This window comes from Variovorax sp. VRV01 (assembly GCF_014852545.1).
In the GTDB taxonomy this organism is placed as follows: Bacteria; Pseudomonadota; Gammaproteobacteria; order Burkholderiales; family Burkholderiaceae_C; genus Variovorax; species Variovorax beijingensis_A.
Window position 1 is genome coordinate 22,525 of record NZ_JACVBS010000035.1, and the last position, 11,207, is coordinate 33,731.

Sequence of the window (11,207 nt, forward strand, 5' to 3'; positions counted from 1 at the left end):
AGAAATACACAACAGGAGACAACGCTCATGGAATCCCTCGACTTCACACGGCGCCATGCCATGGCCGCGCTGGCAGGCAGCGCATTGCTGGCTGCACTGCCTTCACGCGCCTTGGCACAGCAACAGCTGCCAGCTCTCATCAAGCTCGTGGTCGGTTATTCGGCCGGCGGCCCGGTGGACGGCGCGGCGCGCCTGCTCGCGCCCGCGCTGAGCCAGGAACTCGGCACGCAGGTCATCGTGGACAACCGCCCCGGTGCCAGCGGCTCGCTAGGCGGCGACGCGGTGGCCAAGGCCGCGCCCGACGGCGCCACGCTCTTCTTCGGCGCGAGCCCGACCATCACCATCAATCCGAACATCCAGCGCAGGATGCCCTTCGATCCGATGAAGGACCTGACGCCCGTCGCGCCGCTGGTCGACTACACCAACGTGCTGGTGGTCAACAAGGACCTGCCGGTGCACAGCGTGGCCGAGCTGCTGGCCTATGCGAAGGCGCGGCCGGGCAAGGTGTTCTACGGCTCGGCCGGCGTGGGCGCCTCGAACCACCTGAGCGGCGCGCTGCTCGAGAAGATGACGGGCGTGCAGCTCACGCACGTGCCGTACAAGGGCAGCGCACCTGCGCTGGCCGACGTGATGGGCGGCACCGTGACCATGATGTTCGACATCATCGCCACCTCGCGGCCCTTCATCCAGTCGGGAAAGATCCGCGCGCTGGCCGTCACTTCGCGCCAGCGCGACCGCATGCTGCCCGAGGTGCCGACCATGATCGAGTCGGGCGTGGCCGGTTATGACGTGGGCGGCTGGTTCGGCCTCTACGGCCCCGCGCGCATGGACCCGGCGCTTGTCGCGCGCCTGAATGCCGCCGCGCACAAGGCGCTGGCGCGCGAGGACATCGCCCATCGGCTGCGCGAACAGGGCTACGAGGTCTGGAGCGGCGGCGCGGAACTGCTCGCGGCCAAGGGCCAGGCCGACCGCAGGCTCTGGGCCACGGCGTCCCAGGGCATCGAGGCGGAATAAGCGATGCCGGCACCCACGCGGATCCACGAACTGCTCCAAGCGCGCGCCTTGCAATCGCCAGGCGACGCCTTTCTCTTCGAACCATCGGGCACCGTCTCGTACGGCGCGCTGCAGGCCATGGCCGAGACGGCCGCGCAAGACCTGCGTGCCGCCGGCGTGCGGCCGACCGACCGCGTGTTGCTCGTGGCCGAGAACTGCGCCGCGCACGTCGCGCTGATCATGGCGTGCAGCCGCATCGGCGCATGGTCGTGCGGGGTCAACGCGCGCATGTCGCCCGGCGAGATCGCGGCCATTGCCGAGCGTGCCGATGCGCGCCTGTGCTGCTTCACCACCGATGCCTCGGAGGCTGCTTGCCAGCATGCACAGCGCGCCGGCGCGGTGCCCTCGGCGCTGTCCGGCGTGATGCGCTCGGCCGTGCGCGCCGAGGCCAGGCCGGAGGACGACCCGGCGCTCGCGGACACCGCGGCCATCATCTTCACTTCGGGCACCTCGGGTACGCCGAAGGGCGTGATGGTGTCGCACCGCGGCCTGCTGCATTTCGGCCGCGTGTCGGCCAGCGTGCGCTCGCTGGGCGAGCGCGACCGGGTCTACGCCTTCCTGCCGATGACGCACATCTTCGGCATTGGCACGGTGCTCATGGCCGCGCTCACGGGCGGGGCCGCGCTGGTGCTGCGTGCGAGCTTCTCGCCGGCCGACATGCTGCATGCGCTGGCGCATGAGCAGGTGTCGAACCTGCTGGGGCCGCCCACGATGTACGCGCGGCTGCTGGCGCACATCGAGGCCGGGCACGGCACGCCGCGCTTTCCGGCGCTTCGCTATGTCTACACCGGTTCGGCGCCGCTCGACCTGGGACTCAAGCAGCGCGTCGAGGCGCTGTTCGGCCAGCCGCTGCATTATGGCTATGGCCTCTCGGAGTACGCGGGCTCGGTGTTCCTCACGCGCGTCGAGGCACCACGCGCGGACACGGCCGCGGGCCATGTGGTCGAGGGCGGCGAGGCGCGCATCGTGGGCCCCGGTGGCCAGGACCTGGCGCCGGGCGAGACCGGCGAGATCTGGCTGCGCGGGCCCGGCCTCATGCTGGGCTACTTCCGCGACGCGGCGGCCACGGCGCAGGTCATGCGCCCGGGCGGCTGGTATGCGAGCGGCGACCTCGGGCGCTTCGATGCGGGCGGTGCGCTGTTCGTGGTCGGCCGGCTCAAGGAAATGATCATCCGCTCGGGCTTCAACGTGTATCCCGCGGAGATCGAGGCGGTGATAGGCCGCTTCGCCGGGGTGCACATGTGCGCGGTGGTGGGCGCGCCCGAGGCCGACGGCAACGAGCGCATCGTCGCCTTCGTCGAGATGAAGCCCGGCGCTGCGCTCGACGAACCGGCGCTGCGCACGTACCTTGCGGAGCACCTGTCGCCCTACAAGCGGCCCGCGCGCATCGAGGCCATCGACGCCATGCCGACCACGGCCAACGGCAAGGTGCTCAAGCGCGAGCTGCAGGCGCGCGCCGCCAGGCCCGTCGGCTAGCCAAGGCCCGGGGGCACGGCATCCGCACGCCGGTTTCGGACATTTCCTGCAAGGAGCCGCGCCGCCGTCCGCCAGTGCTGCGCAGCAAGGGCGCGCATCGTCCTTTGCATCGACACACGAACACAGGAAGCACGCCATGCCAGACGACCCGAACAAGCGCGGCCCGCAGGACCGGACCCGCATCAATGTCAACGAGCCGCACGAGGTGCGCTACTGGACCCAGACGCTGGGCGTGACCGAGGCGCAGCTGCGTTCGGCCGTGGCCGCCGCGGGTGTCGAGGTGAAGGACGTGCGGGTCTACCTCGGCAAACCCTAGGCGGCTGGCGAAAGCGTAGGCACGCTCCTACACCCGCTGCGGAGGGCGGGAACGATACTTTGGCTTTCCTTCGCTTCAGGACGCGCAAAGTGAACGAGCCGATTGCCGAACTCCGCACCCGCAGTGGTCCGCGGGCCTGCCACCCCCTCACCGAGGCGAAGCCTTCGGCTCCCCGCGCCCAATGAAGGCCTCGCCCGGAGCCCGAAGCTGGATCGCCGCCGGCGTACGCCACGAACTGCTCACCCGCGCCTTGCCGGCGCTGCGCCACGACATGGTGGCGCCGGTGTCGGTGATCCGCATGGCGCTGCTCATGCTCAAGCGCCAGATCGGCGCGCCGGTCATCGACGCACCGGTCTGCGAGGAGCGCGTGGCGCTGATCGACAACCAGGTGTCCGAACTCGTGGAAGGCATCCGCTCGCTGCGCGACTGGGAGCTGGCCACCACCGATGACGGCATCACGCGCAGCGCGCTGGTGGCCCAATGCGTGGGCCTGATGCGCGCGGCCTTCGACATGCACGGCGTCGAGCTGGCTGTCGATGCGGCGCTCGAGCCGCGCGAGGGCGAAACGCGCTGGCCCCAGGGTGCGGCGCTGCGCTACCTGGTGCTTGGCGGCCTCGGGTACCTGCACGACGGCGCGTCCGAGGCCGGTGCGATCCGCATCGAGGCCGACGGTGGCAATGCGCTTCGCCTCAGCGCCTTGCCGCGCGAATCCGCCGGTGCCAGTCCCGTGCTCGACGCGCACCGCGCCCCGCGTGCGCTGGCCATCGACGCGATTGCGCTCCAGAGCCTGGCGGAGGACCTGGGCTACACCGTCGCGCTCGAGCGCGACAGCGTGCGCTTTCCGCTCGCGCCGGGCTGAGGCCTTCGTTCTCCGGCCTTGCGCCGGCCATTGGCGCTGCGCGCTTCGCGCCGTTCGCGCGCCTGGCTTTGCCGATGCATCCGCAGGAAGGCGAGCAGCCGCTGTTCGGCGGCGTGGAGCCCGCGCGTCTTGCGCGCCGCGGTGCGGGCCGACATCCTTCGCAGCAGCTCGGCCGCGGGGTCTTCCTCGTCGCCCGCGAGCGCGCTGCCCAGCGCGAGCACGGCCGGGTGCACGTAGGCCTTCTTGCAGACGGCGGGCGTGTTGCCCAGCTGCTTCGCCACGGCGGCCAGTATTTCCTTGGCGCTGTAGCGCGTGCCGTCGGCGGCCGTGCGGCCCGGCTCGCAGGCCAGCCGCGTGAGCTCCAGCGCCTGCACCGTGCCGTGCCAGGTGCGGAAGTCCTTCGCGGTGAAGCGTTCGCCCGGCGAGGCCTCGGCAAGGTAGTCGTTCACATCGGTGGACGACACGCTGCGCAGTTCGCCGTCTTCCTCCTGGTACTGGAACAGCGCCTGGCCGGGCAGCTGCTGGCATTGCCGCACCACCTTGGCCACGCGCGGATCGTCGAGCCGGGCTTCGTGCATCACGCCGCTCTTGCCCCTGAAGCGCAGCCGCAGCGCCGCACCCTGCACGGCCGCATGCCGGTTGCGCAGCGTGGTGAGCCCGTAGGAGCCGTTGCTGTTCGCGTATTCCTCGTTGCCCACGCGCAGCAGCGTGGTGTCGAGCAGCCGCACCAGGGCCGCCAGCACCTGCTGGCGCCCGGGCGCCTTGGCCGTTGCCGCGCCTTCCTGCAGGTCGCGCGCGACGCGGGCGCGGATGCGCGGCAGCGCGAGCCCGAAGGCCTCGAGGCGCTCGAACTTGGTCTCGTCCTTGAAAAGCCGCCAGTCGGGGTGGTAGCGGTACTGCTTGCGTCCGCGCGCATCGATGCCGGTGGCCTGGAGATGGCCGTTGGGCAGCGGGCAGATCCACACCTGCGTGTAGGCTGGCGGAATCGCCAGCATGCGGATGCGCGAGAGCTCTTCCGCATCGCGCACCCAGCGTCCTTCGGCATCGCGGTAGCGGAAATGCTCGCCGTGCTTCAGGCGCCGGATGCCCGGCATGTCGGGGTTCACGTAGACCAGACCATTGGCCATGGGCGCGGCCGTCGGCGAGGGTCTGGAGGGCGGAGCGGTCGATCTGGAGCGTGCCGGCATGGGGTTTGCGTGGTGACGGTACCCCGCGCTTGTGCCTGCACCGACAATCGCCGCCTGTAGGACGCCGCAATCGCCGCTGGTGCGATGGAGGCGCGTTGTTCTTTTCCTGGAGTCCCAAAGAAATGATGTTTTTCCATCGGCCGTTCCCGTCTTCCTGCGCGCGCTGGCTCTCGGCTTGCGGCGCGGCGCTGCTCGTCGCGGCTTGTGCGTCGCCAACTTCGCCGGTGCCGGTTGCGCGCGCAGCGGCCGCCACTGCCGCGCCCATCAAGGTGAAGGTCTTCGTCGCGGCCATGTTCGAGATCGGCCAGAACACCGGCGACCGGGCCGGCGAGTTCCAGCACTGGTACGAGCGCTACTGGAAGGGCGCCGCGCCGCTGGCGGTGCCCGGCGCATTGCAGCCGGTGTACTGCAATGCCGACGGCGTGTGCGGCGCAGTGCTCGGCATGGGCAAGGTCAACTCCTCGTCGTCGATGCAGGCCATCCTGCTGAACCCGCAGTTCGATTTCTCGCAGGCCTACTACGTGATTTCCGGCGTGGCCGGCACGCCCCCGGCGCGCGGCACCATCGGCGAGGTGAGCTGGGCCACCTGGCTCGTGGACTACGACCTCGGCCACCGCTGGGCGCCGGAGGAGAACAAGCCCGGCGAACCCACCTTCATGCCGCGCAAGGGCTACGAGGAATACCGCCGCTTCAAGCTCAACCCCGACCTCGTGGGCTGGGCCATGAAGCTCTCGGCCGACACGCCGCTGAAGGATTCGGACAGCGCGCGCAAGTACCGCCTGCGCTACCCCGATGCGGCGGCGCGGCGCGCGCCCTTCGTGGGCACCGGCACCCACATGACCGGCGACACCTTCTTCCATGGACCCGGCATGTCGAAGCAGGCGCAGTACATCGCCAGGCTCTACGGTGCCGACGACTACGTGATCACCGAAATGGAAGCCGCCGCCATCACGCTCGTGATCAAGCGCACCCACGGCACCGACCGCGTGATGAGCCTGCGCGGCGCCGTCAACTTCGACCAGGGCAACCCGAAGGAAAGCACGCTGCAGCACCTGGACCCGGCCCCGGGCGAGACGGCGGGCGGCTTTGCCGAGACGGTGGAGAACATCGCGCTGGTGGGCACGCGCGTGGTGGACCACATCGTGGCCCACTGGCCGCAGTGGCAGGCCGGCGTGCCGAAGCCCTGAGCAGGTTCAGGGCCGCACCGGCTGCAGGTGCCAGGTCACGTTGAAATCGAAAGGCGTCCAGCGGCTCACCGTGACGCCCGCTTGCCGCAGGCCGCGGCCGGTCCAGGTGTTGCAGGTCTCGAACAGGTGGTAGCCGCCTTCGGCCTCGTAGAAGGCGTCGTCGTTGCCGTAGTGGGCACCGGCAACGGGTGTTGCGCGGCCTGAAGGCAGGGTCGCGCGCACGTAGCCTGCAAGCTGCGCGTACTGCGCCTGCGAGAGCGGCAGGTGGAAGGCGTTCTTGCGCAACGAGGCGCGGCGGAGGTAGGTCACATGCAGCAGCGCGCGGTTGCCGCCGAGCAGGGCACCGAAGGCGCGCGAGGCCGTGAGGTCGGCCCAGGTGGGCGTGTGCAGGTAGAACTCGCGGTCGCCCCAGCCGATGGCGATGAACTCGGCATCGGGCGGCACGGCCCTGAAGTGCGCGAACGGAAAGAGCTGCGGCCAGTCGATGGTGGCCGAACGGATCGGGAACACCAGGTCGGTGTGGATGCCGTTGCTCAGCACCCAGGCCTGGATGGCGGGCGGCTGCGCAGGCGTTTGTGCATTGGCCGGCCAGAGCATCAGCGCGCAGGCCGCGCCCACATACAGTCCCACGGCCAGCGTGAACCCCAGCAGCGTGAATGCGATGCGCCGGAGCCAGCGTCTGATCACGGCGCCGGGCGTTTCAGAAGAGCGATGCGGTGGCCGAGGCCGCATCCGCGGAGGCGCGCGCGGCCGTGCTGCCCGCGGCCGCTGCCATGGCCTCGGGGCTGCCCGCCTTGGCAAGCGCGCCCACGCGCACGCCCAGCAGGCGCAGCGGCCGCTCCAGCGGCACGCGCTTCAGGCACAGCCCGCCGATCTGGCGGATGGTCTTGCCGTCGGCGGTGTGGCGCTCGATGGTCTGGTCGCGCGTGGCGATCTTGAAGTCGTCGTAGCGCAGCTTGATGCCGATGGTCTTGCCCACGTAGCCCTTGCGCTGCAGGTCTTCGGCCACCTTCTCGCACAGGTGGGTGAAGATCGCGCCCAGCTCGGCGCGGTCGCGCACCGCATGCAGGTCGCGGTCGAAGGTGGTCTCGCGGCTCATCGACACGGGCTCGCTCTCGGTCACCACCGGCCGGTTGTCGCGGCCCCAGGCCACCTCGTGCATCCACGCGCCCGTGGACTTGCCGAAGTTCTGGATGAGCCAGTCGCGCTCGCGCGCCGCGAGCTGGCCCACCGTCTCGATGCCGAAGCGCTTGAGCTTCTCGTCGGCCTTGGGCCCGATGCCGTTCACCTTGCGGCAGGGCAGCGGCCAGATGCGCGTCTGCAGGTCGTCTTCGTAGACCACCGAGATGCCGTTGGGCTTGTTGAACTCGCTCGCCATCTTGGCGATGAGCTTGTTGGGCGCCACGCCGATCGAGCAGGTCAGTCCGGTGGCGTCGAAGATGGCCTTCTGGATGAGCCGCGCAAGCACGCGCCCGCCATCGCGCTGGCCGCCCGGCACGTCGGTGAAGTCGATGTAGACCTCGTCCACGCCGCGGTCTTCCATCAGCGGCGCGATCTCCCGGATGACCTGCTTGAAGGTGCGCGAGTACTTGCGGATCTCGTCGAAGTCCACCGGCAGGATGATGGCCTGCGGACACAGCTTGGCGGCCTTCATGAGTCCCATGGCCGAACCCACGCCGAACTGCCGCGCCGGGTAGGTGGCGGTGGTGATCACGCCGCGGCCCGCGTAGTCCTTCAGCCGCGGAAAGGCCGCGATCGGAATGTCGGCCAGCGTGCCGCCCTCGGGCACGTGGCGGATCGCCTCGTCGACGCTGCGCCGTCCGCCGCCGATCACCACCGGCAGGCCCTTGAGCTGCGGATAGCGCAACAGCTCGACCGACGCGTAGAAGGCGTCCATGTCGAGGTGGGCGATGCGGCGGATCGGGGATGCTGGAACGGTCGGGGAGCTCACGGCATGGATTGTCTCGCGGCCGGCCCGTGTCTGCCGCGCGGCGCACGCATGCCAGAATGCGCCGACTGCGGTTTTTGACCGTCCGATGACTCAAGGCATGGGAAGGAAGGGGATCTGGCATGGATGACGAAGTCGAAGGCATGACCATTGCGCTGACGCCGGTGCAGATGGCGGCGGTGCTGGACGGGCAGGACGTGCCCGAATCCGCGAGCCTGAGCAACCGGCTCTGGGGCACGGTGGGGCTGGTGGGCGGCGTCGTGGAACTGGTCGGCGCCGGCGTGCTTTGCATTGCGCCCGAGCCGACGATGGTGACCAAGGCCGGCTGCGTGGTGCTGGGCGTGCACGGCTTCGACACCCTGGCGACCTCGGGCCGCCAGGTCTGGACCGGCACCCCGCAGCGCACGGCGACCTCCGTCACCGCCAGCTCGGCGGCCGAGGCGCTGGGCGCTTCGCGCGAAACGGCCGATGGCATCGGGCTTGCGGTGGACGTGGCAGTGCCGCTGGTCGTGGCCTCGGGGCTGGGAGCCGCACGCATCGTCGCCGTGATGCGCGGCGGCCGTATCCGGCTGGTGGAGCACGAGGCTGCAGCGGGATCGAGGCTGGGCGGCCACACCATGGCGCGCCACGTCGGGCAGACCGATGCCCAGCTGCTGGCCAGGGTGCGGACCGCCACCCGGCCGGGCCCCCGGGCGGTGTCCACCTTTGCCGACCTGGCCACCGCGGAACGCGCGATCACCGAGACGCTGCGTGCCAACGCCGCCGCGGTGCGCGCATGGTCGCGCGGCGCGGCCGCGGGCAGCAAGTCGCCGGAGCTGGAGCACGTGCTGGGCTACGTGGTGGGGCGGGGCGTGCAGTTCGGCAGCACGGCCGTCAATGACCTCTCCGGCGTGCGGATCATCCTCAAGATGGAAAGCTACAACGGCAAGCCGTTCTACATCCTCACGGCCTATCCGATCTGAGCCGTGCGGCGCCTCGGACGCCTACAGGAAGGAAGGGGCCTCGCCCGTGGTCCACACGTCGGCACCGAGCTCCTCGGCAAGGCGGGCCAGGAGTTTCGAGGTGCGCTCGCGCAGCGGGGCAATGCGGGCCTGCAGGCCGGCCCGGGGCAGCGCAACGGCCAGGCCGAGTTCATCGGAATCGGGGTCGCTCTCGCGGATGTAGAGCGTGCCGTTGCGGGCCCAGGCTTCCACCGCCCAACCCTGGTCCTGATCGTCGTAGACCATGCCCTCGTCGTCTCCGGCCACGGCGGCGAGGAAGTGGTCCATGGTGGCGAAGGTGTCGTACCAGGGAAAGGACAGATGCACGTCCGCGTCCTCGTTGTCGAGCCGCAGGTCCAGCCAGAAGTACTGGCGCACCTGGTGGAGTTTCAGCCCCTGCTGCCGGGCCAGCGCGGCCACGCGGCCGTAGTACGCTGCAAGCTCCGGCTCGTGCCCGATGGCCTCCAGGGTGCACACCCGCAGGCGCTCGGCACGCGGGAATGCCGGCGGCGCGAGCGGCTCGGCCGGCCGGTCCCGCACAGGCTGGAACTCGTCCCACAAGTGAAACGCGATCTCGGGCTCCAGCGAGTTGATCGGCTTGGCGTCTGCGAACCAGGGTTCCACTTGCGCGCTCCTCTGAATGGTCGAGCGATCGATATTAGCCCGGGTCGAGGCGCGGCATGGCTGAACCGACTCGCCCGCGGTGACAAGGCTTGCCTGTTGCGCCCGCTGGGGCCATCATCCGCGCCATGCAAACCGTCGCTTCCATCCTGTGGCGCAGGCTCGATGCACCGGGCCATGACGCCTGTCGTCTCGAGCGCAACGCCACAGCTTGGCAGCTCGACGGCGCCGCCGTGTTCCGCCTCGAGGACGGCCGCATCGGCCAGCTGCATTACCGCGTGCGCTGCGACCTGCACTGGCACGCGCAGTGGGGCACGGTGCGCGGCTGGCTCGGCGGCAGCGCCATCGACCTGGCCATTGCCCGCGATGCGCGCGGAAACTGGAAGCTCAACGACGAGGCCGTGCCCGACCTGTCGCATTGCACCGATCTCGACCTGGGCTTCACGCCCGCCACCAACCTGCTGCAGTTGCGCCGGCTCAACCTGGCAAAGGGCGAGGGCGCCGACGCGCCGGCCGCCTGGGTCGACCTGGACGGCGGCGGCGTGCTCAGCGAGCTGATGCAGCGCTACGAGCGCACCGCGGACGACGCCTACGCCTACGAGGCCAAGCGTTTCGACTACGCGGCGACCCTGCGCGTCGCGCAGGACGGCTTCGTGCGCGACTATCCCGGCCTCTGGAGCGCCGAAGCCTAGGCAAGGGCCGGTCAGTCGAATTGCGAGCGGTCCCCGGCCACCAGTTCGCGGTTGCGCCGCCGGTCGATGGCAATCTCGCGCGCGAAGTCTTCGCTGGGGCCGCCGGCCGGAATGTTGTGCGCGTCGCGCAGCCGGCTGTGCAGAGGCTCCGCGCGCAGCAGGCGGTTGATTTCCGCATTGAGGCGCTGCACCATGGCGACGGGAGTACGCGCCGGCGCGAAGATGCCGAACAGCGAATCGCGGTTGGCCTTCTCGAAGCCCAGCTCCGCAAGCGTGGGCACGGACGGCAGCGCCTCGATGCGCGCCGGCGCGCCCACGGCCAGCGCGCGCAGGCGGCCGCTTTCGATGTATTGCAGCTGCTGCGCCGCGACGTTGGTCGACAGCAGCTCGAACTGACCGCTGAGTGCGTCGTTGAGCTGCGGCCCGCCGCCCTGATACGGGATGTGCGTGATATCGGTGCGGCTTTGCATGCGCACCTGCGCCAGCACCATGTGCCCGATGGTGGCCACGCCCGAGCTGGCCCAGCGCAGCGCGCCCGGCCGGCTGCGCGCCATGGCGACCAGGTCGCCGAAGCTGCGGCCCGCGAAGGCCGGCGTGCCGACCACCAGCACCGGCGTTCGCATGACGCTGGCCACGGGTGCGAAAGCGCGCAGCGGGTCGTAGGCCACGCGCGCGAGCAGCGGCTGCAGCGTGAGCGGGCTGATGGCCGAGAAGGCGAGCGTGCAGCCGTCGGGCGCGGCCCGCGCGAGCACGTCCATGCCGACGCTGCCGCCGGCGCCGGCGCGGTTCTCGACCAGCACCGGCACGCCCAGCGCCTGCGCGAGCGGTTCGGCCAGCGCGCGCGCCATGCCGTCGCTCACGCCGCCGGGCGGATACACCACGATCAGC

At 70.4% G+C, this 11,207-nt stretch carries 12 protein-coding genes; 7 read left to right on the plus strand and 5 right to left on the minus strand.

What is annotated here, in order from left to right:
- Positions 1-27: 27 nt before the first annotated feature.
- From IB278_RS32780 to IB278_RS32795, 4 genes are all read left to right on the plus strand, one after another.
- Positions 28-1,014 (plus strand): tripartite tricarboxylate transporter substrate binding protein, encoded by a 987-nt coding sequence (locus tag IB278_RS32780; protein ID WP_192328467.1) that lies wholly within the window; start codon positions 28-30, stop codon positions 1,012-1,014.
- A gap of 3 nt (positions 1,015-1,017) precedes the next feature.
- The gene (locus tag IB278_RS32785) at positions 1,018-2,529 is read left to right on the plus strand and encodes a class I adenylate-forming enzyme family protein (RefSeq protein WP_145741296.1); all 1,512 of its coding nucleotides are present in this window, start codon (positions 1,018-1,020) and stop codon (positions 2,527-2,529) included.
- A 136-nt stretch (positions 2,530-2,665) separates the two neighbouring features.
- The gene (locus tag IB278_RS32790) at positions 2,666-2,845 is read left to right on the plus strand and encodes a DUF3606 domain-containing protein (protein ID WP_145741297.1); all 180 of its coding nucleotides are present in this window, start codon (positions 2,666-2,668) and stop codon (positions 2,843-2,845) included.
- 181 nt (positions 2,846-3,026) lie between these two features.
- The gene (locus IB278_RS32795) at positions 3,027-3,704 is read left to right on the plus strand and encodes a hypothetical protein (RefSeq protein ID WP_145741299.1); all 678 of its coding nucleotides are present in this window, start codon (positions 3,027-3,029) and stop codon (positions 3,702-3,704) included.
- Here the strand turns inward: IB278_RS32795 and IB278_RS32800 are convergent.
- The gene (locus IB278_RS32800) at positions 3,650-4,891 is read right to left on the minus strand and encodes a DNA topoisomerase IB (RefSeq protein WP_145741301.1); all 1,242 of its coding nucleotides are present in this window, start codon (positions 4,889-4,891) and stop codon (positions 3,650-3,652) included. The genes IB278_RS32795 and IB278_RS32800 overlap by 55 nt on opposite strands.
- A gap of 122 nt (positions 4,892-5,013) precedes the next feature.
- On the opposite strand from IB278_RS32800, the gene IB278_RS32805 reads away from it, so the two are divergent.
- The gene (locus tag IB278_RS32805; protein WP_192328470.1) at positions 5,014-6,078 is read left to right on the plus strand and encodes a purine-nucleoside phosphorylase; all 1,065 of its coding nucleotides are present in this window, start codon (positions 5,014-5,016) and stop codon (positions 6,076-6,078) included.
- 6 nt (positions 6,079-6,084) lie between these two features.
- On the opposite strand, the gene IB278_RS32810 is transcribed toward IB278_RS32805, so the two are convergent.
- The gene (locus tag IB278_RS32810) at positions 6,085-6,765 is read right to left on the minus strand and encodes a TIGR02117 family protein (protein ID WP_192328473.1); all 681 of its coding nucleotides are present in this window, start codon (positions 6,763-6,765) and stop codon (positions 6,085-6,087) included.
- Between the two features lie 13 nt (positions 6,766-6,778).
- Positions 6,779-8,029: a DNA polymerase IV gene (gene dinB / locus IB278_RS32815; protein ID WP_145741307.1), complete on the minus strand. Its 1,251-nt coding sequence runs from the start codon at positions 8,027-8,029 to the stop codon at positions 6,779-6,781.
- A gap of 119 nt (positions 8,030-8,148) precedes the next feature.
- Here dinB and IB278_RS32820 point away from each other — a divergent pair, with 119 nt between their 5' ends.
- Complete coding sequence (locus IB278_RS32820) at positions 8,149-8,988, plus strand: RNase A-like domain-containing protein (RefSeq protein WP_145741309.1); 840 nt, start codon at positions 8,149-8,151, stop codon at positions 8,986-8,988.
- 21 nt (positions 8,989-9,009) lie between these two features.
- On the opposite strand, the gene IB278_RS32825 is transcribed toward IB278_RS32820, so the two are convergent.
- Entirely contained in the window at positions 9,010-9,630 is a 621-nt protein-coding gene (locus tag IB278_RS32825; protein ID WP_192328476.1) for a hypothetical protein, read from the minus strand.
- A 125-nt stretch (positions 9,631-9,755) separates the two neighbouring features.
- On the opposite strand from IB278_RS32825, the gene IB278_RS32830 reads away from it, so the two are divergent.
- Complete coding sequence (locus IB278_RS32830; protein ID WP_145741313.1) at positions 9,756-10,319, plus strand: putative glycolipid-binding domain-containing protein; 564 nt, start codon at positions 9,756-9,758, stop codon at positions 10,317-10,319.
- A gap of 11 nt (positions 10,320-10,330) precedes the next feature.
- Here IB278_RS32830 and IB278_RS32835 read toward each other — a convergent pair.
- On the minus strand, positions 10,331-11,207 hold an 877-nt coding region (locus IB278_RS32835; RefSeq protein WP_192328479.1), incomplete at its 5' end, for a tripartite tricarboxylate transporter substrate binding protein.